Origin of the sequence: Methylomicrobium sp. Wu6 (assembly GCF_035916875.1) — a bacterium.
Taxonomy (GTDB): Bacteria; Pseudomonadota; Gammaproteobacteria; order Methylococcales; family Methylomonadaceae; genus Methylomicrobium.
Genome location: NZ_JAXUHN010000094.1, coordinates 35906 through 57144 on the forward strand (window position 1 = coordinate 35906; position 21239 = coordinate 57144).

Below are 21239 nucleotides of genomic sequence, written 5' to 3' on the forward strand. Positions count from 1 at the left end.
GCCGAGCACTCGCCCAGTTTCGATAGCCGACTATTTTAACCTAAAACTTTTAAAAAAATATATAAAAACATCAAATACGTATCGCCAGGCCTTCCGATCCTGGCGATTTCGGCTCGCTAAGCTCACACAAGGGGAGGGTAGGCAAGGCGCTTCATGGTGGAGCATTTGCATTATTCCCGGATGTACGCAATAGTAACCGGAAGATGCATGGTTATGCATATGGTGGCGCTATTCCTGAAAGCGGTGCGATAAAAGCGGCGGTGCTCCGGTTGTTGGGTGTTAAAATACTGCCATGATCGGAGATTCTTTGCCCGGAGCTCATCCAGACGGTGCGCGGCTCGGCGTCAAAACAATACATTCTAATTAAAGCATGAGGATACTATGCGGAATCTGAGGTTTATACCCGTGTTGATTGGAGCGATCCTGGGAATCGCGGTCATCATTGTCGCCTTTTATTTCATTTTCCTTGATCTGTTCGTTGATCTGTGGTGGTTTCAATCGCTGAAACAGGAACCGTATTTCTGGCTCAGGCTGCTGTACCGGTTTTTCCTGTCCGGCGGCGTGACTCTGGCTTTTTTCCTGATTTTCTTTTTTCATTTCTGGATCGCTTCGCGTTATCTGGGCCTGAATCCGCCGGATGAAGTACTGGCCGATCTGGACAAGCGTAGGCGTTTTCAGCGCTTCGCCGATGTGTTCATGGGCGACTCGGTCAAGGTTTATACGCCGATCTCGCTGATTTTGGCCGTGTTCATCGCCATACCGTTTTATCAGCAATGGGATACCGCACTGTTGTATTTTTTCGGCCAGTCCTCGGGCGTCGCCGATACGGTATACGGCAACGATGTCAGCTTTTACATGCTGTCGTATCCGATTTATCTGTTGATCCAGAAAGAATTATTGACGACCGCCATCATCATTTTTGTCGCGGTCGGGACTTTGTATTGGCTGGAGCATGTCTTCATTCCGAATCAAAACAAGGAGTATCACATCGGCGCGAAGATTCATCTGACCGTCTTGCTCGGCTTCATCGTGCTGTTCGTGGTCTGGGGCTTCATGCTGGAACGGTTTTCGTTGCTTTATTCGCACAACCATGCACCGGTGTTTTATGGGCCGGGATTCGTCGAAATTTATTATAAGTTACCGTTGATCTGGCTCGGCATCATCACGTTCCTGGCCTTCGCGGTAACCGCCTGTCTGTTCATCTTTTCGAAGGAACACCGGATCAAGGCCCCGTTTTTGGTCGCATCGGCCGCGTTTTTGTTTGCCTGGTATCTGCCGAATGTCGACTCCATTCCGAATCTGATCCAGAAATACATCGTCAATCCGAATCCGGTTAAGGCTGAAAAGCCGTTCATGCAGTTCAACATCGATGCGACGCTTAATGCCTACGACCTAAAAAACATCCGCGTCATCGATCAGGACATCAACGTGAATGCGGCCGAGGACATCACGACCTGGAGTGCGCAGAAGCGTTTTGAAAACATTCCAGTCTGGGACCGGGAGTTTCTGATCGACAGTTATCAGCAATTGCAGGTGATCCGACCTTATTATCAGTTCTTGTCGGTCGATGAGGATAGATATTTCCTGCTGGACCATATCCGACAGGTCAATCTGGCTGCTCGGGAAGTTAATATCAGCAAGCTTCCCGAATCGGCGCAAAACTGGGAAAACACACACTTGCGTTATACGCACGGTACCGGCGCGGTCGTCTCGCCGGCTGCGCAAGACGCGGATATGCCGCTGGTTTTTTATCTGCGTGATTTGAATATGTCTTCGCCGGTTGGGCTCAGCACGAAAAACCCTGAGATCTATTACGGCGAAGGCAAGTATGACTACGCCATCGTGCCCAACAATCTAAAGGTTAAAGGGCTTGAAGTCGGTAAAGGGCCTGAAGTCGGCGATCAATACGTCGATGAAAAAGAATATACTGGCCAAAGCGGCATTCCGATACGGTCTCTGTTCCGCAAGGCCTTGTTGGCTTTATATTTCAAGGACGAAAGAATATTCTTTTCCTTGGGGGTATCCACCGAAGACAGTAAAGCGATGATTCGCCGGAACATTACCGAGCGTATCAACGCGATCACACCCTTTTTGCAGTTGGATAAGGACCCTTATCTTGTGATGACCAAGGACCGCTTCTACTGGATACAGGATGCTTATACGATATCGAAATGGTATCCGGCCTCGAAACCGGCCGCGGATGATTATCTGGAAGGTGATCAACCGTTCAACTATATCCGGAATTCGGTCAAGATCGCCGTCGATGCCTTTGATGGCACGGTCGATTATTACATTGCCGATCCTTCGGATGTAATCATCAATGCCTATGCGCGAGCGTATCCGAGTTTATTTAAAAACATGGAGGAAATGCCCGTCGAGCTGCAAAAGCATTTGCGCTACCCGCGCGACATTTTTTACATGCAGATGAAGGTGTATGCGAAATATCATCAAACCATTCCCGAGCTGTTTTATGAGCAGGCCGAAACTTGGCAGTTCGCGAATGTGCGCAATCAGGAGGTCAGACCGTATTACCAGACGATGGATTTCGGCAACTGTAAGGATCTGGAAGAATTCGTGATGATCAATCCGATGACGCCGGTGAATCGGGACAATTTGAGCATGATCGGCGTCGCGAGTGTTCTGGACAAGGAGACTTGCGGTTTTAATTACAAGCCCGGCCTTACGATCTATAAGTTCCGTAAGGAAGTTCAGGTAAACGGGCCCGCGCAAGTGGAAGCCTTGATCAATCAAGATCCCGAAATTTCCGCGCAATTTACCTTGTGGGATCAGTCTGGATCGCGTGTCAAGTTGGGCCGTATGGTGATTCTGCCTATGGGCAAGACTGTGCTGTATGTGCAGCCCGTTTATTTGGTATCGACCAAGGTCAAAATACCGGAATTGCGGCGGGTGATTGTGTCGATCGGTAATGAAGTCGTGATGGATAAAACCTTATGGTTGGCTTTCAATCACCTGAAACAGAAGTTTTTGAAGGCAGCATCGGAAACCGGCGGGACGGGTACTGCAAAAGAGGCCATTTCTCCGTAATAGACAAGGCGGGCAACATTACATTGGATTACCCGCCTTTGTTTTTTCGTGAAACGGAATCAGCTTAGCGTCGCATCAGGGCGCAAAGCTGATCTTCCAATTCGAACCGTTTGGCCAATGATTCGCCCAGAAAGGATAAATCGCTCGCCAAGTCTTTAAAGGCTTCGGCGTTTTTGGCTTTCTCGTATTTATCATTGAAAGAGACTGATAACTCGGTGACCTCCGAGAATTCCGGATAAATATCGGTCGCGAATGTCATGATACTTTCGCGGCGTTCGGTCCCAGACAAAATCCGCTCATAAAGACCGAAATGCCCCAGAGACACATAATCAACCAGAACCTGCGCAAACTGCGTTAGTTTTGTTTTCACAGGCTCAACGCCGGTAAACGGTTTCATCTCGCCAATCTGGCAATATAATGCCCACAAATCCTTCCTTTCGTTTTGCAACTCGGTGATAAGTTGAACGGTGCGCTGCCTTCTTTCCGGTCTCACCGGTTCTACCGTCGTCATCATGGCTCTCCCCCCCCCTAGTGGTTTATATTTTTTTGCTTTAATGTATGCCAGCCTTTTGCGATGCGCAACGAATTTTTGCTTCCAGAGCTTTGGTAGGCTCAGGGTTGCAACTTCTCTTTCAGCATTCGGTTGACTTCCTCGGGGTTGGCCTTACCCTGCATCGCCTTCATCACCTGGCCGACAAAAAAGCCGAACACCTTATCCTTGCCGCTCCGGTATTGTTCGACCTGGCCCGGATTATCGGCGATGATCTTGTCGATGATCGCTTCGATCGCGCCGCTATCGGTGATCTGTTTCAAGCCTTTCGTGTCGATGATGTCGTCCGCGCCGGCTTCACTTTGCCACATCTCCTCGAAAACCTGTTTCGCAATCTTGCCTGAGATTGTATTATCCGCAATCCTGATCAAGAGTCCCGCCAGACGTTGATAGCTGACCGGCGATTCGGTAATTTCAAGTCCCGATTTGTTCAGTGCGGCCGACAATTCTCCGGTGATCCAGTTTGCGCAGAGCCGCGCTTCGCAGCCTGAAGCCTGAATCAGCGCCTCGAAATAATCGGCTGTTTCGCGCGATGAAGTCAGAGTCGTCGTGCTTTCGTCATCGAGCCCGAACTGATCCTTGATGCGTTGCTTCTTCGCATCCGGCAATTCCGGCATCGCCGCCTGTACCTGGGTTTTAAATTCTTCGGAGATAAAGACCGGCAGTAGATCGGGGTCGGGAAAATAGCGGTAATCGTTGGCCTCTTCCTTGCTGCGCATTGACCGGGTCAGGTCTTTCACTGCATCGTAAAGGCGAGTTTCCTGCACGACCTTGCCGCCGGCCTCGAGCAGATCGATTTGCCGTTCGACTTCGTAATTAATTGCTTTCTCGACGAATTTGAACGAGTTGATGTTTTTGAGTTCGGCGCGAGTGCCGAATTCTTTCTGGCCTTTCGGCCGTACCGATACGTTTGCGTCGCAGCGGAACGAGCCTTCCTGCATGTTGCCGTCGCAAATGCCGAGATAGCGCACCAGTTCGTGCAGCTTGCGCATGTAGGCGACCGCTTCCTTGGCCGAACGCATGTCCGGTTCGGAGACGATTTCGAGCAGCGGCGTACCGGCGCGGTTCAGGTCGATGCCGCTCAGTCCGTGAAAATCTTCATGCAGCGATTTGCCGGCGTCTTCTTCGAGGTGCGCGCGGGTGATGCCGATGCGCTTGCTAACGCCATCGACTTCGATATCCAGATGGCCGTTGCCGACGATCGGCAATTCGAACTGACTAATTTGATAGCCTTTCGGCAGATCCGGGTAAAAATAGTTTTTGCGCGCGAATACCGAATAAGGCGCGATCTCGGCCTCGATTGCGAGTCCGAATTTGACTGCCATATTGACTGCATCCTGGTTCAATACGGGCAAGACGCCCGGCAAACCGAGATCGACCGCACAGGCCTGGGTGTTCGGTTCGGCGCCATAGGTGGTCGCCGCGCCGGAAAATATTTTCGATTTTGTGGCCAGTTGGGTGTGAATTTCCAGGCCGATGACTGTTTCCCATTCCATTATCAAGTCTCCTAAGCAAATCCGGGCGGGGTGAGTTGATGCCAGTTAGTGGTCTGTTGATAGCGATGCGCGACGGTAAGGAGGCGGTCTTCGGCAAAGTAATCCCCGATGATCTGCAGGCCGACCGGTTTGCCGGAGGCGAGCCCCGCCGGGATGGACATCGCCGGGAGTCCCGCCAAATTGACCGCGATCGTATAAATATCGGACAGATACATCTCGATCGGATTGCCGATTTTTTCGCCGATGCCGAACGCGACCGATGGCGCGACCGGTCCCATCAACACATCGACTTCGGACAGCGCTTTTTTGAAGTCCTCGCTGATCAGCCGGCGGATTTTTTGCGCCTTGATGTAAAAGGCATCGTAATAGCCGGCCGACAGCGCATAGGTGCCCATCAGAATCCGGCGCTTGACTTCGCGGCCGAAGCCTTCGCCGCGCGAACGCGTATAAAGGTCGGTCAAGTCGGTGGGATTGGCGCAGCGGTAGCCGAAACGCACGCCGTCGAAGCGCGACAGGTTTGCCGAACATTCGGCCGGCGCAATCACATAATAAGCTGGAATCGCGAGCTTCAGATTCGGCATCGAGACTTCGATAACCTCGGCGCCCAGTTTGCGATATTCATCTATTGCAGTCTCAATCACTTGTGCGACCTCGGCAGACAAGCCCTCGCCGAAAAATTCCTTCGGCAAGCCGATTTTCAGGTTATCGATGGGCTTTTTCAATGCCGCTCGGTAATCCGGAATCGGCCGGTCGACGCTGGTTGAATCCCGTTCGTCGAAACCCGCCATTGCCTGCAATAGTATGGCCGCATCTTCGGCTGTCCGCGCCATCGGTCCGCCTTGGTCCAGGCTGGACGCATAAGCGATCATGCCATAGCGCGATACGCGGCCGTAGGTCGGCTTCAGGCCGGTGATGCCGCAAAACGCGGCCGGTTGCCGGATCGAACCGCCGGTATCGGTGCCGGTCACGCCCGCGGCGAGCCGGGCGGCGATCGCTGCGGCCGAGCCGCCGGATGAGCCGCCCGGCACGGCATTCAAATCCCAAGGGTTTTTGACCGGGCCGTAATAGCTGGTCTCATTCGACGAGCCCATCGCAAACTCGTCCATGTTCAGCTTGCCGAGCATCACCACGCCCGCCTGCTGCAGCTTCGCGACGACGGTCGCATCGTACGGAGCGATGAAATTGTCGAGCATCTTCGAGCCGCAGCTGGTCTTGACGCCGTCGGTGCAAAAAATATCCTTGTGCGCGATCGGGATGCCGGTTAATGGTCCCGCATCGCCTTTAGCGAGGCGTGCGTCCGCTGCGTCAGCCAGCGCCAACGCCAGTTCTGCGGTCACCGTAATGAACGCATTCAGTTCCTGATGTTGGTTGATTCTTGTGAGATATGCCTCAGTCAATTCGCGGCTTGAAAACTGTTGGTTACGGAGTCCTTCGGCCAACTCCGCGAGGGTCTTGTTATGCATTCCTGATTATTCCTTATTCAATCACTTTCGGCACCAGATACAGTCCGGCCTCGACTTGCGGCGCAATCGCCTGAAATTTTTCGCGTTCATTGCGCTCGGTCACCGCATCGCTTCTAAGCCTTTGTTGCAGATCCAAAGGATGCGCCATCGGCGATACATCGCCGGTATTGACCGAGCCCATTGCGGCCATCAGTTCCAGCATGCCGGACAAGTCTTCCGCATAATGCGGAACATCCTGTTCGTCGATACCAAGGCGCGCAAGGTGCGCGATTTTTTTTACTTCGTCTGCCGTTATCGACATCGATTGACTCCATCAAAAAATTAAAACAGCCGCCGGATAAAAGGTGTTGTTCGCTTTGGCGCGGATTTTTACCGGTCCATCGCCAGCAGCATGACTGCATTCGCTAGCGAGTTGCATGAGGGAAGCACGGACTGCTATTGATAATCCGGCTTTCAAAATATGATACTATATATTGCTACAATACCCGCTCGATTGGTTAAATTGGCCTTAGTTTTATTTCTTATTAGGAACCCACCTCAATGCTATTCAAAAGAATTCGCGGAATTTTTTCCAACGATCTGTCCATCGACCTCGGTACCGCCAATACTTTAATTTACATCCCCGGGCAGGGCATTGTTCTGAACGAGCCGTCGGTCGTTGCGATTAAAGAAGACAAAGTCCGCGGCGCCAAGACGATCGCGGCCGTAGGCGCGGATGCGAAGCGCATGCTCGGCCGGACGCCTGGCAACATTACCGCGATTCGCCCGCTGAAAGATGGCGTGATCGCCGATTTTGCGGTCACCGAGCGCATGTTGCGCTTTTTTATCGAAAAAGTGCATAAAAGTAAATTATTGCGGCCGAGCCCGCGTATTTTAATCTGTGTGCCTTGCGGTTCGACTCAGGTCGAACGCCGCGCGATTCGCGAGTCCGCCGCGATGGCCGGCGCGCGCGAAGTGTATCTGATCGAGGAACCGATGTCCGCCGCGATCGGCGCGGGCCTGCCGGTCGATGAAGCCTGCGGCTCAATGGTGCTGGATATCGGCGGTGGCACCTCCGAAGTTGCGGTGATTTCAATCAACGGCATCGTCTATTCGGCATCGATCAGAATCGGCGGCGACCGCTTCGACGAAGCGATTATCAACTATGTGCGCCGCAACTACGGCACGCTTATCGGCGAAGCGACCGCCGAAAAAATCAAGATGGAAATTGGAGCCGCCTACCCCGGCAGCGAGCTTAGGGAAATGGAAGTGAAAGGCCGCAACTTGGCCGAAGGCGTGCCGCACAGTTTCGCGTTGAACAGTAATGAAATTCTTGAAGCATTGCAGGAGCCGCTGTCCGGCATCGTCAGTACGGTCAAGGCCGCCCTCGAGCAAACCCCGCCCGAATTGGGTGCGGATGTCGCGAATCGCGGCATCTATCTGACCGGAGGCGGCGCGCTACTGAAGGATATAGACCGGCTGATCGCGGAGGAAACCGGCTTGCCGGTATTCATAGCGGACGACCCTTTGACCTGCGTCGCCCGCGGCGGCGGTATGGTGCTCGAAATGATGGACAAGAAAGGCGTCTCTGCTTTTTCCCTGGAATGATCCGGCCCGCGTTTCAGATAGCAGTACGGACGGCTATGCCAACTCTGCCTCTTGATGTAAACAGCTAACCCCAACTGACGGCCGCAGGCCATATGCCACGGACGGGAGCCACCGCCGAGGATTTCGCTATTAAACTGTTATTCGCCACCGGTCCATCGATCAATACCCGCTTGTTGATCGCCGTGCTCGCTTCGAGTGCGCTATTGACTCTGGACCAAAAAACCCAGCATCTGGAATCTTTGCGCTCCGCGCTTTCGTTGCTGACCGACCCTGTCAAATACCTGGTCGACATGCCGATCTCTCTGTTCAGGCAAACCGCCGACGCGTTCAGTTCGTACACAATGTTAAAAAAGGAAAATGAACGCTTGCGGGAAGATCACTTGATGCAGCAGACTCGACTGTTGAAACTCGATGAGCTCGAAAAAGAAAACATCCGTCTGCGAGCGTTGCTCGAAAACTCATTCAAGCTCGGCGAACAGGTGATGATCGCCGAGCTATTGTCAATCAAGATGGCGCCTTACGAACATATCGTGTCCGTAAACAAAGGCACCCGTTTCGGCGTGCACCCGCAGCAGCCGGTGATGGATGAAAATGGCGTGGTCGGCCAAGTGATCCGCTCTTTCCCAATGACGTCGGAGGTGATGCTGATTACCGACCCGAACCATGCGATTCCTGTGCAAGTGAACCGTAATGGCCTCTTGACGATCGCGGTCGGCAGCGGGAAGATGAATCGGTTGAACTTGCCGTTTTTGCCGAACGACGCCGATATTAAGCCCGGCGATTTGTTGATTACTTCAGGCCTTGGCGGCGTGTTTCCGCAGGGTTATCCGGTCGCGGTGGTCGATAAATTCACCTCGGAATCCGATAAACCGTTCGCGACAGTGACCGCAACCCCGAAAGCCTTCCTGGACCGTAGTCGGGAGCTGATGATCGTGTGGAGCGACTCGACGCCGATTCCACTGGTCCGGAAACATGCGGACAAACAACGCGAGGTGCTTGAAGATGCTATCGAATAACAGGTATGCCCGTGTCCGCATCGTCATTACCCTGGTGTTGGCGATGGCATTGAGAATCTTGCCGCTGCCAGACGTCTTGGCCTTGTTGAATCCAGATTGGGTCTTGTTGAGTTTGATCTATTGGGCGCTAGCCGTGCCGGAACGGGTCGGCATCTTTTATGCCTGGTCATTCGGCTTGTTGACCGATGTGTTGTTCGGCAGGCTTTTCGGCCAGTACGCGCTGGCTTATTCGCTGGTGATTTATCTCTGTCTCAAATTGCACAAACGCTTGCGTCAGTTTCCGTTGATACAACAGGCGTTGTTCATTTTTTTCTGTTTGCTGCTGTCGCAGTTGTTGCTGTTTTTCATCAAAAACGCGCAACACCCGGCGCAATTACAGGCGAATTTCTGGCTGCCGGTGTTCACCGGCACGTTGAGTTGGCCATTGGTCTATACGACGCTACGCTTCGTCCGTCTGATCAAGCGCGCGAAGTAAGCGGGGCTCGCTGATGGACCGCATCTTTTCGATAAAGAATGATCTGGCCGAAAACCGCTTGTTTTTGGGCCGCATCTACGCCGCGCTGATTTTCATTGTGCTGATGTCCGCGGGATTGGTAGTGCGCCTCATTTATCTGCAAATCGTCGGCCATGAGCACTATGCGACACTGGCGAAAGAAAACAGCGTCAAACTGACCCCGGTGCCGCCGAGTCGGGGCATCATTTACGACCGTAACGGTAAGATTCTAGCCGAAAATACGCCGTTGTACAGTCTCGAACTGATCCCCGAACAGATCAAGGACATGGATGACACTTTGGCCAGGTTGCAAAAACTGTTCGAACTGCCGGACGAGAAAATCGAACAGTTTCAAAAACAGCGCAAACGCGAAAAACGTTTCAATAGTATTGCGCTGCTGCTCGCGATGACAGACGAAGAACTTGCCAAATTCGCAGTGTCGATGCCTTTTTTTCCGGGCGTCGAAATCAAGACGCATCAAGTGCGGCATTACCCTTATTATGATCTTGCCGCACATGTGGTCGGTTATGTCGGCCGCATCAACGAAGCTGAATTGAAAGAATTGCCGATGCCGGAATATCAGGGCAGCACCCACATGGGCAAGTTGGGCATTGAAAAAACCTATGAGACGCAACTGCACGGTACGACCGGTTACGCGGAAATCGAAACCAATGTGCAGGGCCGCTCGCTGAATACGCTGAAGGAAGTCAAGCCGATTCCCGGCGCTAATCTCTACCTGACCCTCGATATCGACCTGCAAAAAACCGCTTATGACGCGCTCGACTTTTATAACGGCGCGGTGGTCGCGATCGAGGTGAAGACCGGCGGCGTCTTAGTATTTGCGAGTCGCCCCGGCTTCGATCCGAATCCTTTCGTGGTCGGCATTTCCGGCGAAGCCTATAAGGCATTGAACGAATCGGAAAATCAGCCGCTCTATAACCGCGCGCTACGCGGCCTCTATCCGCCGGGTTCGACGATCAAACCCTTCATCGCGCTGGCAGGCCTCGAATATGACAAGATTCGCGCACCGCAAAGCCTGTATTGTCCGGGTTATTACACCTTGCCCGGCGTTGATCACCGCTATCGCGACTGGCGCAAGGGCGGACACGGTTCAGTCGACATCGTCCGCGCGATCACGGAATCCTGCGACGTGTATTTTTACCGCTTGGCGCAAATGCTCGGCATTCAGCGCATGCATGATTTTTTGCAACAATTCGGTTTCGGCGAAAAGTCGGGCATCGATCTCTATGGCGAGACGTCCGGTTTGTTGCCGTCGCCAGCCTGGAAGCAAGCAAAGAGAAAACAGCAATGGTACGAGGGCGAAACGCTGATTTCCGGCATCGGCCAGGGTTATCATCAGGTCAGTCCGCTGCAACTGGCGCGTGCGACCGCGACGCTGGCCAATCGCGGCGAGGTGGTCACACCGTTCCTGGTCGATAAAGTTATCTCCGCGCAAGGCGTCCGCAAGGGGCCGGAAACACATGTCGGAACTATCCCGCTGAAGGCCGGTCATCTCGATTCTATTTTCGCCGGCATGATCAATGTCGTGCATGGCGCTAACGGCACCGCGAAACGGATCGGTAATGGCATTTCCTATCAGATCGCCGGCAAGACCGGTACCGCGCAGGTGTTTGGAATCAAGCAGGGCGCCAAATACAACGAGAGCGAAATTGATTTCAAATTGCGCGATAATGCGTTGTTTATCGCGTTTGCTCCGGCCGACGACCCGAAAATCGCGGTCGCGGTGGTCGTCGAGCATGGCGGGCACGGTGGCTCGGTAGCCGCGCCGATCGCCGGCAAAGTGATCAAGCAATATTTACAGAATCTTCATGAAAACTGAAACTCGCCGTGAACATTTTCATCCTCCATCAGTGATGGGCAAATTACTGAGAAGGTTGCATATCGATATTCCGTTGTTTCTCTGTCTGTTTCTGACCTCGTTATTGAGTTTTGTGATTCTCTACAGTTCCGGCGGCCAGGATGTCGGCGTGCTGTTGCGTCAGGGTGCGCGTGTCGGTCTCGCGTTTCTGTTGATGATCGCGTTGGCACAGGTCAATCCGATGCAATTCAAACGCTATTCGGCGATTTTGTTCGGCATCGGCATCTTTCTGTTGATCGCGGTGCTGATTATGGGGCAGATCGGCAAAGGCGCGCAACGCTGGCTCGATCTCGGTTTTTTCCGCTTTCAACCGTCCGAAATGATCAAGATCACTACGCCGATGATGGTTGCCTGGTACCTGGCCGAACACCATTTGCCGCCGAAGCCGAAACAGGTCTTGGTCGCCGGTTTTCTGATCATACTGCCGACCCTGCTGATCGCCAAGCAGCCGGATCTCGGCACTGCGCTTCTGGTTGCCTCCGCTGGAGCGGCGGTGCTGTTTTTCGCCGGTCTTTCCTATCGCTTCATCCTTGCAATCGTTGGGCTGATAGGCGCCTCGACGCCGGTTATATGGCATTTGATGCACGACTATCAGCGAGATCGGGTGCGGACTTTTTTGAATCCGGAAGCCGACCCTTTAGGCCGGGGCTACCATATCATTCAGTCGAAGATCGCGATCGGCTCCGGCGGTATTTACGGCAAGGGCTGGCTCGGCAGTACGCAATCCGAACTCGACTTTCTGCCGGAAAGCTCGACTGATTTCATTTTTGCGGTATTTGCGGAGGAATTCGGACTGTTCGGATGTTTCGGCTTGCTGGCCTTATATATGTTCATCATCGCGCGCAGTTTGTACATTGCTTCTCAGGCGCGCGACAGTTACAACCGTTTGCTGGCCAGCGCGTTGGCATTTACTTTCTTTGTCTATGTTTTCGTCAATATCGGCATGGTTATCGGCATCCTGCCGGTTGTCGGCGTGCCGCTGCCCTTGATCAGCTATGGCGGCACGTCGATCGTGACCTTGCTTTCCGGTTTCGGCATTCTGATGTCGATCCATACCCACCAAAAATTTTCGATTGCTTAGGAATATTTCTTATGCTCGTCCGCATCGTTCTGATCTGTAGTTTCTTGATGACCGTTGCCTGCGCGAATCGGAGCGAAAAGAGCGCCTTTATCGACACGATGGTCGCCAAACATCGGTTTTCCCAGCACGAACTTGAGGTTTTATTTGACCAAGTTAAAATCAATGACGATGTGCTCAAAAAAATTGCCGCGCCCGCCGAAGCTTTGCCGTGGTACAAATACCGCAAAATTTTCCTGACCGATTCTCGGATCGAGGAAGGCGCCGCATTCTGGCGTCAGCATGCGGAGACTCTGAAGCACGTTTCGGAACAATACGGTGTGCCGCCGGAAGTCATCGTCGCGATACTCGGCGTCGAAACACTGTACGGCCGGCGATCCGGCTCCTACCGGGTCATCGACGCCCTCTCGACGTTAGCGTTCGCGTATCCGCCGAGGAGCCGTTTTTTTGCCGGCGAACTGGAGCAATTTCTGCTTTTGTGCCGCGAAGAAAAGGTCGATCCCTTGCAACCGGCAGGTTCTTATGCCGGCGCGATGGGAATGCCGCAATTCATGCCGAGCAGTTTCCGCTCTTTTGCAGCCGATTTCGACCGCGACGGCAATCGCGATTTATGGCATGACCCAAAAGACGCTATCGCCAGTATCGCCAACTATTTCAAGGCTCATGGCTGGATCAAAAATCAGCCGGTTGCGGTGCGGGTTTTTGCCAAAAACGAGAACTACAAAGCGCTTTTAAATGACGAGATTAAGCCTAATTTAAGAATTGATGAGTTAGAATCGGCCCGTGTTGAATTTTCAAGACCGCTACCTTTAGACAGTAAAGTAAAACTTTTGGCTTTCGAGCAAGAACATGGCAATGAGTTATGGGCTGTTTTAGACAACTTTTACGTAATTACGCGTTATAACCACAGTTCACTTTATGCCATGGCCGTTTATCAGCTCAGCCAGGCCCTCTTAAATTATCAATTACCAACTCCCTATGAATAAAATCATACCGGCTCTCTCTATTACTGTGCTTTGCAGTTGCTCAACCACCCAAGTCAAAACTCCTTCAGTCACCGCGGACATCATCGCTACACCGCCCGCCATGGCGGAAACCGCAGCCTCGCAGCCCGAAGAGCGATCTCGGCGGCACCTGACCGCAAGCCACCAATTCCGCCATCATGCTGTACTGAACGTCAGCAAATCTACAGAGACTCCCGCCGAAACCGAGGAGGAATCCGTACAGAGTGAAGCCTTACTGCCGCGCATCGCGCGCTATCTCAAACAGGGCATCGCCTCTTGGTACGGCCCTAGATTTCACGGCAAAAAAACGGCGACCGGGGAAATATTCGATATGTATGCGCTGACCGCCGCGCATAAAACCCTGCCGATCCCTTCCTGGGCCGAAGTCACTAACCTCGAAAATAATCGTAAGGTCATCGTGCGCATCAACGACCGAGGTCCCTTTGTCGGCAATCGGCTGGTCGATTTGTCTTACGCGGCCGCCCAAGAACTTGATATGAATGGCCTTGCGCCGGTCGAAATCAAGGCCATATCGGCCGAACAGGCGATCCGCAAGATGCGGCAGACTGCGCAAGAGCAGCAAAAGCAGGGCATTTACTTGCAGGTGGGGACATTCAAAAGTGCCCGGCAGGCGTATAAGCTGCGAAGCAAGATCGCCGCGAAACATCTGGCTAAAGCTAAAGTGCTTCCTTCGCATTATCACGAATCCACGTTCTACACCGTCCAAGTCGGTCCGCTTGACGGTCAATCCGGCGTCGACAAGTTGAATCTACAATTGTCCAACTTGGGCATCACCGGGGCTCAATATGCGACGGAAAACGACCAAAACGGAAGCGTCATGATACAATAGCGCTAATGTTTATCAGTTAGCCTTGTAGCATAATGTTTTTTAATAGATATTCGATGCCGATCGTTAAGCTTTGCGCGTTTGCCCTGTTCGCCGCCGTGTTGCAGGCCAATGCTGAGGCCGTGGAGATTGAAACGCCCGCGCCGCCAACAATCGATGCGAAAGCATTTGTTTTGCAGGACGCCATGACCGGCAAAGTGCTGGCCGAAAACAATGCCGATGAAAGGCTCCCGCCGGCCAGTCTGACCAAGATCATGACTGTCTACGTCGTGTTCAAGGAGCTTGCGAATGGTCACCTGCGTCTGGAAGATCTCGCCACGATCAGCAAAAAAGCCTGGGGAACTTCGGGCTCGCGGATGTTTGTCGAAGTGAACGCACAGGTCAAAATCGAAGACCTGTTGAAAGGCGTGATTATCCAATCCGGCAACGATGCCAGCGTCGCGTTGGCCGAACACATCGCCGGCGATGAATCCACCTTTGCCGATATGATGAACCAGCATGCCGCGCGCCTGGGCATGAAGAATACACATTTCAAAAACGCGGACGGCTTGCCGATCGAAGATCATTACACCTCGGCGCGCGATCTGGCGATTTTGACGACTGCGTTGATCAAGGAGTTTCCGCAGTATTATCCCTGGTTTTCGCAAAAAGAATTCACCTACAACAACATAGTCCAACATAACCGGAATCTACTGCTGTCGCGAGACAGTACGGTTGATGGCGTCAAGACCGGTTTTACCGATGATGCGGGTTATTGCCTCGTAGCCTCGGCTCTCAGAAACGACATGCGCCTGATTTCGGTCGTGATGGGTACGAAAAGCGCCAGCGCCCGCGCGGTTGAAAACCAGAATCTGCTGAATTACGGCTTCCGTTTCTTTGAATCTCCCCGTCTCTACGAAGGCAAGGCAGTTTTGTCCGACGCGCGCATCTGGAAAGGCGACGCCAAAACCGTGCCGTTAGGTCTGGCGGAAAGCCTCCATGCCACCGTTCCGCGCGGCGGCAGCAAGGATGTGAAATCGTTGATTCGCATCAATGAGCCGATTATTGCTCCGATTAAGGAAGGCGACAAGCTTGGCACGGTCCAGGTGACCTACAAAGACAAGGCGATTGATCAGAAAGATTTGGTCGCATTGAAAGCGGTTGGCGAGGGCAATATGTTCCGCAAGCTCTTCGATGGCGTATTGATGCGCTTTGCAAAATCGGATGGCAAATAAACCCGTTTATTTAAACGGGCATTATTTGCCTATCGAAGACGCGCACATTTCTGTACTCGATCGCGGCTTTCTGTTCGGTGACGGGGTCTATGAAGTGATCCCGGCCTACCAGGGTCGGCTGTTTGAACTCAAAGCGCATATGGCAAGGCTTGACAACAGTCTTGCAGGCATCCGCATCGGCAATCCGCACAGCTTGGATGAGTGGCGCGACATTTTTGCGCCGCTATTGCAAGACGGAACCGACCAATACATTTATCTGCAAATTACCCGCGGCGCCGCCGCCAAACGCGATCATTTGTTTCCGGAACAGGTCGCGCCGACTGTCTTCGCATTGAGTTCGCCGATCCCGCCTTATCCCGCCCGCGCTAGCGGCATCAAGGCGGTTTGCCTGGAAGACAGCCGCTGGCAGCATTGCCATATCAAGGCGATCACCTTGCTGGCCAATGTCCTGCTCAGACAGGAAGCGTTCGAACACGGGGGTGCGGAGGCGATCCTGATCAAAAACGGCTTTGTCACCGAAGGTTCATCGAGCAATGTGTTCGCCGTAATTGACGGCATCGTGTTAACTCCGCAGCTCAACCCCGGCATTTTGGATGGCATCACCCGGCAGGTGATCTTGAAAATTGCCGAGGCGAACCATATACCTTGCCATGCACAAGCCATTTCGATCGATGACCTGAAAAAAGCCGATGAAATATGGATCGCGAGTTCGATCCGCGAAATCGTGCCGGTCGTCGCGCTCGATGACCAGACCATTGGCGGCGGCAAGCCAGGGCCGGTTTGGCAAACGGTCAACCGCCTGTTTCAGGCTTACAAACACTCTTTCCGATGAGCGAAGAATCACTCTTAACTTTCCCCTGCACCTTCGCGATCAAGGCGATGGGCAAGAGCAGCCCCGAACTCGACCTGGTTGTCGTCGAAATCGTGCGCCGGCACAGTCCAAATTTCGGCGAGGGCGCGGTCTCTTCGCGCCCGAGCAAGGGCGGTAATTATACAGCGATCACAGTTGTGATCGAAGCGCACAGCCGCCAGCAATTGGATGCGATTTATCTGGACTTGAACCGCAGTCCGCATATTCTGATGACGTTATAAATCAGGCGAAAGCCTTTCGGCTATCGGCCTATCTTATGACGATTACGATCCGGCAACTCGGCTTACAGGACTACGAAGCCACGTGGCAGGCCATGCAGCGCTTCACCCTGAACAGGACACCGGAGACGCGGGATCAGATTTGGATCGTCGAACATAAGCCGGTTTATACGCTCGGTCTGAACGGCAAACGCGAGCATTTGCTGAATACCGGCGCGATCCCGGTTGTTCAGACGGATCGGGGAGGGCAGGTAACCTATCACGGTCCGGGACAACTGGTCGTCTATCCGTTACTGAACCTCAGACGACGCGAACTCGGCGTGCGGCCGTTGGTGACTTTGCTGGAGCAAACGATGATCGATGCGCTCGCGCGCTACGGCATCAGCGCAAGCGCGCGGCCTGAAGCGCCGGGCGTTTATGTAAAGAGCAAAAAAATCGGCTCGATCGGGATTCGTATCAAGAACCATTGCTGCTATCATGGCCTAAGTCTGAACCGCGCGATGGACTTGACTCCGTTCAAATTCATCAACCCCTGCGGCTATGCCGGCCTCGAAGTTACCCAACTGGCCGATCTCGGTGTGTCTGCCAGCCATGATGAACTGGCTGGAATCGTGCTTCAAATACTGACGGGAAAACTACAATCATGACTTATCAAGCGCCCTCTCGCGCCACGCCGGAAACTCATCAACGCAGTACCGAAAAACTCGCACGCATTCCGGTCAAGGTCGAAACCACCGAGTCGCCGCTGCGCAAGCCGGAATGGATACGAATCAAACTGTCCGCGGGCAATGAAGTGACCCGCGTAAAAGAGCTGCTGCGTGCGCATAACCTGCACACGGTCTGCGAGGAAGCCGCCTGCCCGAATCTGGCCGAATGCTTCCGGCACGGCACCGCGACGTTCATGATCATGGGTGACCTTTGCACGCGTCGCTGCCCGTTCTGCGATGTTGCGCACGGCAAACCGCTGCCGCTCGATCCGAACGAACCCCGCCAGTTGGCCGAAGCGCTCAAGGCGCTGGCGCTGAACTATGTCGTGATTACATCGGTTGACCGTGATGATCTCCGCGATGGCGGCGCAGCGCATTTCGCCGCTTGCATCAAGGAAATCAGGCAGCAATCACCCCAAACCAAGATCGAGATTCTGGTACCCGATTTTCGGGGACGGATGGACAAGGCTATCTCGATTCTTGTAGACGAACCTTGCGATGTGTTCAATCACAACCTTGAAACCGTTCCGCGCTTGTATAAGCAGGCCCGGCCTGGAGCCGATTATTTGGGTTCCTTGAAACTGCTCGAAGGCTATAAAAAAGTGCTGCCGCAGACGCCGACCAAATCCGGGTTGATGCTCGGTCTGGGCGAAGAACCGGAGGAGGTCTATCAGGTCATGCGGGACTTGCTCGACCACGGCTGCACGATGCTGACGCTCGGCCAATATCTGCAACCCAGTAAATCGCATCTGCCGGTCAAGCGCTATATCACACCGGCGGAATTCGACGAATTCGGCAAAACGGCTAATGCAATGGGCTTCGAACAGGTAGCCAGCGCACCGCTGGTCCGCTCTTCGTATCATGCCGATTTGCAGGCGAAGGGCATGATCGGCGATTAAGGATTTGATTAAAAAACTCCCTGGATCGCCGATGTGGTAGGAGCATCTTTAGTCGCGATTCTTGCCTTCAATCGCGGCTAAGCCGCGCCACTTCATCCTAGCTTTATCCATTTTCCCTCTGAGTCTGGCTAATAAAATCCGGTCTTTATGATCATAACCCGGTTTTTGCTGACTTCACTACGGGTGACAGGGCTTTAATTTCGCGGGAGATGATCGAATAAAGCTCCGAGGTCCATGCCGGGAGTTCTTCGGAGTCAGCTTCCAGAGGGTGGGTCCTGGGATCGTGCGGGGCAATCACGACTTTCACATTTTCGGCGCCCACTTGCGCGGTAACGACGAAAAGTTCCTCTATTGCCTCATCGTCCATGGCCAAGCAACCGAGGGAGGCGGCTTTCCCGTGGATAAAAATATCCGAACCCGGATCGGCGCGCCCCTCCTGTGAGGCATAGAAGAGGTCGAATTCGTTGGGATAATTTATTTTCATCGACAAATGGTAATGGCTGTTGGGATTCAACCCCGCGATGCGATAAATGCCTTCCGGCACCTGCCTGTCGCCTTGGCGCAATTTGGGGCCGGCTACGCCACTGGCATCCCAGATGCCATAGTCGCGGATAAAGCGGAATTCACCGCTGTCCCTGGCCCATAGTTCCAGTTTCTTTTCCTGTTTCAAAGCGATGAAGGTAACTTCCCGGGGGGGATACGGCACCTTGGCCTTGGCGAAATAGGGTTTGAGTTTGCTCGTCGCGTATGCACCGTAAATTTGCAGAATATCCTCCACGGTCCGTTGGCCGGGCAGCTCGCTAAGTAGGATGTAATACATTTTCCGGTCGGCCTGAGCTTGCGGGCGGGCGTCGATGGTGCTGGCTGTGGTGGCCGTTTTTGCCGTGACGGTCGTGGTGGCGGGCTTGTGCCCGGAGCATGCGCCGAGTAATCCTGTCAAGGCCAAGCCGACAATGATTTTGGCTGTTGATTTCATAATATGTGCCGGAAATGATGTGGGGACTGAAATAGTTTAGGTAAAACCTCCTCATGTCTGCAAGTTCGGGGGGCTTCCAGACGAGGCGGGAGTGGAAATGCCAAATCGTCCGCTGTGGATTGCGGACCGGGGTGCTGGCCGTTGTTCCAAAACCCAAGGTATTCGATGAATTCTCCGGCCGTGACGCTGGCCGCCGAACCGATGGCAGTTACCAAGTCACGGTTGCCTTTGACTTTGTCGCGCAACGCTGAAACCTGATTTCTCATTGAGAAAGGTGACGCGCTTTATCTAGCCGGATAGACGATCCAGGGTGTCGCGGGCTCGAGTGTCGCTTATATTGCTGTAGGCCATGCGGGCCCCGAAATTGGCGCTTCACGATTATAGTCCCTGCTGCCTATGCTGGGTATTTTAAGCGTCCTTAGATTGGATTATTGACTAATCAGTGAATTGTGTTCGGCTTATTCCTTGCTGGAAGCGGCATTTAGCCGTGTTCGTTTCAAATGGTACCCGACATAACAACAATGACTGAGTTCTAGTGGTACTCATTCCAACTGGTGTTATTTGACATGAAATGTCTGGCGAAACGAATTGCGCATCACCGCGCTAGCATTCGAAACGTTCCGCCAAACGGATGCTTAAAATACTATGGAATCACTCGATCCCAGGTGAAAGGACCAAAGGCTGAATCACTTTCCGCGTAATTTGCATGCGGATCAACCGACAGGCGCAGGTATTCGAGCGGGAAGTAACTGCCGTGCACGACAATTCGGTGAAAGTTCTGGACATTGTAGCCGTGTGGCTGATTATCGTAACTGTCGTCTGTACATGCTGCCTCAGTACCAACCGCTGCCTCAATTACGCAAGGAGTGTTGTCTATAAGCGGATTATCCGAGCGGTACTTGTGCGAGTCGCCATTCATCAGCAGGACCGGTTTGCCGAATGCGGCGGTATGCGAAGCGATGCTCTCGATGAACGGTTTGTAGTTGGCAATGTGTTGGTCCGCCGGATTTGTGCCATCCAGATCCCACATGTCGGCCTGCTCCGCGATGACGACTGCTTTCATACCATCGGTCTGCGCTTTCTCGAACGCTGCGTCCAGCCAACGAATATCTGCGGCTGTCCGCTGCGCAGCTTCCTGTATCTGCTCTCCGGTTTTAGTCGTGGTGCCATACCAGTTATCGGCATCGTTGTTTGAACCGCCTGGGATGTTCAAGGTCACGAACAGCACCCCTGATTGCTCCCACATCACGTTTTCGACATATTCCGCATCCTGAGGATGAGCGGGATCATATGCCTGTGCCTGTGAAATCACCCTCTTTTCATGTCCTCCGAGCGTCTCGCCGGGATTGGTAAAGAATATTGAACGGATAAGCGCTAAATTTGCAACTGGATTGCCATTGGCGTAATCGACGTAGTTGCCGTTTGAGTCTTTGACGTTACCGCCTTCCTTGGATTTTTGACAGTCGGTCCATTCATTGTCGCCGGGTGTATAGACGAGCGGATTCTTGAACTGGGTCCAAAGATCGAAAATTGTCCGGTTATACGCCAGCGTGCAATATTGGCTGCCCGAATGAATGTCGCCGACGTGCAGCACGAGGCGGACTTTCGGATCAGCATTGATCGCCTTGATGAAGGCGGGTGTTGCCTCTATCTGTCTCGGATCGCCGGGATTCGGGCCGTCCTTGGAGTCGGGCCTGATATTAGGCTGATCGGATGGACATTCTCCCGCTTTGCAACCATAGGGAGAGTCTCCGTAAACTGCGAGAGTGACGGTATTTTCGGATTGAGAGTTAAACGACTTGTTATTGTCTGCGATCGCTGGCGTGATTGCGCCTAGCCCATAGACCAGCAGTGCCGTTGAGGATAGCATTTTTTTCATAGGTAGTTTCCTGTTGA

Annotated in this window: 19 protein-coding genes; 13 read left to right on the forward strand and 6 right to left on the reverse strand. The window is 53.2% G+C overall.

Going from position 1 to position 21239, the window contains the following annotated elements:
* The first annotated feature begins 381 nt into the window (after positions 1 to 381).
* Complete coding sequence (locus tag U2W12_RS18120) at positions 382 to 3045, forward strand: UPF0182 family protein (protein WP_326502099.1); 2664 nt, start codon at positions 382 to 384, stop codon at positions 3043 to 3045.
* A 64-nt stretch (positions 3046 to 3109) separates the two neighbouring features.
* Here the strand turns inward: U2W12_RS18120 and U2W12_RS18125 are convergent, their stop codons facing one another.
* The 4 genes from U2W12_RS18125 to gatC all read right to left on the reverse strand — a co-directional run bounded on the left by U2W12_RS18125 (position 3110) and on the right by gatC (position 6855).
* Positions 3110 to 3559, reverse strand: a complete 450-nt coding sequence (locus U2W12_RS18125; protein ID WP_326502100.1) for an Rsd/AlgQ family anti-sigma factor — start codon at positions 3557 to 3559, stop codon at positions 3110 to 3112.
* Positions 3560 to 3657: 98 nt separating this feature from the next.
* Complete coding sequence (gatB, locus tag U2W12_RS18130) at positions 3658 to 5091, reverse strand: Asp-tRNA(Asn)/Glu-tRNA(Gln) amidotransferase subunit GatB (protein WP_326502101.1); 1434 nt, start codon at positions 5089 to 5091, stop codon at positions 3658 to 3660.
* Positions 5092 to 5102: 11 nt separating this feature from the next.
* Positions 5103 to 6554, reverse strand: coding sequence for an Asp-tRNA(Asn)/Glu-tRNA(Gln) amidotransferase subunit GatA (gatA, locus tag U2W12_RS18135; protein WP_326502102.1), 1452 nt, complete (start codon positions 6552 to 6554; stop codon positions 5103 to 5105).
* Between the two features lie 13 nt (positions 6555 to 6567).
* Positions 6568 to 6855: an Asp-tRNA(Asn)/Glu-tRNA(Gln) amidotransferase subunit GatC gene (gene gatC / locus U2W12_RS18140; protein ID WP_326502103.1), complete on the reverse strand. Its 288-nt coding sequence runs from the start codon at positions 6853 to 6855 to the stop codon at positions 6568 to 6570.
* A 239-nt stretch (positions 6856 to 7094) separates the two neighbouring features.
* On the opposite strand from gatC, the gene U2W12_RS18145 reads away from it, so the two are divergent.
* From U2W12_RS18145 to lipA, 12 genes are all read left to right on the forward strand, one after another.
* Positions 7095 to 8141, forward strand: coding sequence for a rod shape-determining protein (locus tag U2W12_RS18145; protein WP_326502104.1), 1047 nt, complete (start codon positions 7095 to 7097; stop codon positions 8139 to 8141).
* Between the two features lie 92 nt (positions 8142 to 8233).
* The gene (gene mreC, locus U2W12_RS18150; RefSeq protein WP_326502105.1) at positions 8234 to 9157 is read left to right on the forward strand and encodes a rod shape-determining protein MreC; all 924 of its coding nucleotides are present in this window, start codon (positions 8234 to 8236) and stop codon (positions 9155 to 9157) included.
* Positions 9144 to 9632: a rod shape-determining protein MreD gene (gene mreD / locus U2W12_RS18155; protein ID WP_326502106.1), complete on the forward strand. Its 489-nt coding sequence runs from the start codon at positions 9144 to 9146 to the stop codon at positions 9630 to 9632. The genes mreC and mreD overlap by 14 nt, the downstream gene beginning before the upstream one ends.
* 13 nt (positions 9633 to 9645) lie before the next feature.
* A complete protein-coding gene (gene mrdA / locus U2W12_RS18160; protein ID WP_326502107.1) occupies positions 9646 to 11490 on the forward strand; it encodes a penicillin-binding protein 2 in 1845 nt (614 codons plus the stop codon).
* A complete protein-coding gene (gene rodA, locus U2W12_RS18165; protein ID WP_326502108.1) occupies positions 11480 to 12610 on the forward strand; it encodes a rod shape-determining protein RodA in 1131 nt (376 codons plus the stop codon). The genes mrdA and rodA overlap by 11 nt, the downstream gene beginning before the upstream one ends.
* Before the next feature lie 11 nt (positions 12611 to 12621).
* Complete coding sequence (gene mltB, locus U2W12_RS18170) at positions 12622 to 13593, forward strand: lytic murein transglycosylase B (protein WP_326502109.1); 972 nt, start codon at positions 12622 to 12624, stop codon at positions 13591 to 13593.
* Positions 13586 to 14461, forward strand: a complete 876-nt coding sequence (locus U2W12_RS18175; RefSeq protein WP_326502110.1) for a septal ring lytic transglycosylase RlpA family protein — start codon at positions 13586 to 13588, stop codon at positions 14459 to 14461. Before mltB ends, U2W12_RS18175 begins: the two co-directional genes overlap by 8 nt.
* 53 nt (positions 14462 to 14514) lie before the next feature.
* A complete protein-coding gene (locus tag U2W12_RS18180; RefSeq protein WP_326502111.1) occupies positions 14515 to 15672 on the forward strand; it encodes a D-alanyl-D-alanine carboxypeptidase family protein in 1158 nt (385 codons plus the stop codon).
* A complete protein-coding gene (locus U2W12_RS18185; RefSeq protein ID WP_326502112.1) occupies positions 15662 to 16504 on the forward strand; it encodes a D-amino acid aminotransferase in 843 nt (280 codons plus the stop codon). The genes U2W12_RS18180 and U2W12_RS18185 overlap by 11 nt, the downstream gene beginning before the upstream one ends.
* Entirely contained in the window at positions 16501 to 16764 is a 264-nt protein-coding gene (locus U2W12_RS18190) for a DUF493 domain-containing protein (RefSeq protein WP_326502113.1), read from the forward strand. The genes U2W12_RS18185 and U2W12_RS18190 overlap by 4 nt, the downstream gene beginning before the upstream one ends.
* Before the next feature lie 35 nt (positions 16765 to 16799).
* Positions 16800 to 17408: a lipoyl(octanoyl) transferase LipB gene (gene lipB / locus U2W12_RS18195; protein WP_326502114.1), complete on the forward strand. Its 609-nt coding sequence runs from the start codon at positions 16800 to 16802 to the stop codon at positions 17406 to 17408.
* Entirely contained in the window at positions 17405 to 18367 is a 963-nt protein-coding gene (gene lipA, locus U2W12_RS18200) for a lipoyl synthase (protein ID WP_326502115.1), read from the forward strand. Before lipB ends, lipA begins: the two co-directional genes overlap by 4 nt.
* 151 nt (positions 18368 to 18518) lie before the next feature.
* Here lipA and U2W12_RS18205 read toward each other — a convergent pair whose 3' ends face one another.
* Entirely contained in the window at positions 18519 to 19343 is an 825-nt protein-coding gene (locus tag U2W12_RS18205; RefSeq protein ID WP_326502116.1) for a L,D-transpeptidase family protein, read from the reverse strand.
* A 643-nt stretch (positions 19344 to 19986) separates the two neighbouring features.
* Complete coding sequence (locus tag U2W12_RS18210; RefSeq protein ID WP_326502117.1) at positions 19987 to 21222, reverse strand: metallophosphoesterase; 1236 nt, start codon at positions 21220 to 21222, stop codon at positions 19987 to 19989.
* Between the last annotated feature and the right edge of the window lie 17 nt (positions 21223 to 21239).

What these genes read in the sequence shown, in the direction of transcription:
- U2W12_RS18125 (WP_326502100.1), bottom strand. Translation starts at nt 3,559, where the DNA reads ATGATGACGACGGTAGAACCGGTGAGACCGGAAAGAAGGCAGCGCACC.
- rodA (WP_326502108.1), top strand. Translation starts at nt 11,480, where the DNA reads ATGAAAACTGAAACTCGCCGTGAACATTTTCATCCTCCATCAGTGATG.
- mltB (WP_326502109.1), top strand. Translation starts at nt 12,622, where the DNA reads ATGCTCGTCCGCATCGTTCTGATCTGTAGTTTCTTGATGACCGTTGCC.
- U2W12_RS18185 (WP_326502112.1), top strand. Translation starts at nt 15,662, where the DNA reads ATGGCAAATAAACCCGTTTATTTAAACGGGCATTATTTGCCTATCGAA.
- mrdA (WP_326502107.1), top strand. Translation starts at nt 9,646, where the DNA reads ATGGACCGCATCTTTTCGATAAAGAATGATCTGGCCGAAAACCGCTTG.
- gatA (WP_326502102.1), bottom strand. Translation starts at nt 6,554, where the DNA reads ATGCATAACAAGACCCTCGCGGAGTTGGCCGAAGGACTCCGTAACCAA.
- mreD (WP_326502106.1), top strand. Translation starts at nt 9,144, where the DNA reads ATGCTATCGAATAACAGGTATGCCCGTGTCCGCATCGTCATTACCCTG.
- gatC (WP_326502103.1), bottom strand. Translation starts at nt 6,855, where the DNA reads ATGTCGATAACGGCAGACGAAGTAAAAAAAATCGCGCACCTTGCGCGC.
- U2W12_RS18120 (WP_326502099.1), top strand. Translation starts at nt 382, where the DNA reads ATGCGGAATCTGAGGTTTATACCCGTGTTGATTGGAGCGATCCTGGGA.
- lipB (WP_326502114.1), top strand. Translation starts at nt 16,800, where the DNA reads ATGACGATTACGATCCGGCAACTCGGCTTACAGGACTACGAAGCCACG.
- U2W12_RS18175 (WP_326502110.1), top strand. Translation starts at nt 13,586, where the DNA reads ATGAATAAAATCATACCGGCTCTCTCTATTACTGTGCTTTGCAGTTGC.
- U2W12_RS18180 (WP_326502111.1), top strand. Translation starts at nt 14,515, where the DNA reads ATGCCGATCGTTAAGCTTTGCGCGTTTGCCCTGTTCGCCGCCGTGTTG.
- lipA (WP_326502115.1), top strand. Translation starts at nt 17,405, where the DNA reads ATGACTTATCAAGCGCCCTCTCGCGCCACGCCGGAAACTCATCAACGC.
- mreC (WP_326502105.1), top strand. Translation starts at nt 8,234, where the DNA reads ATGCCACGGACGGGAGCCACCGCCGAGGATTTCGCTATTAAACTGTTA.
- U2W12_RS18145 (WP_326502104.1), top strand. Translation starts at nt 7,095, where the DNA reads ATGCTATTCAAAAGAATTCGCGGAATTTTTTCCAACGATCTGTCCATC.
- U2W12_RS18190 (WP_326502113.1), top strand. Translation starts at nt 16,501, where the DNA reads ATGAGCGAAGAATCACTCTTAACTTTCCCCTGCACCTTCGCGATCAAG.
- gatB (WP_326502101.1), bottom strand. Translation starts at nt 5,091, where the DNA reads ATGGAATGGGAAACAGTCATCGGCCTGGAAATTCACACCCAACTGGCC.
- U2W12_RS18205 (WP_326502116.1), bottom strand. Translation starts at nt 19,343, where the DNA reads ATGAAATCAACAGCCAAAATCATTGTCGGCTTGGCCTTGACAGGATTA.
- U2W12_RS18210 (WP_326502117.1), bottom strand. Translation starts at nt 21,222, where the DNA reads ATGAAAAAAATGCTATCCTCAACGGCACTGCTGGTCTATGGGCTAGGC.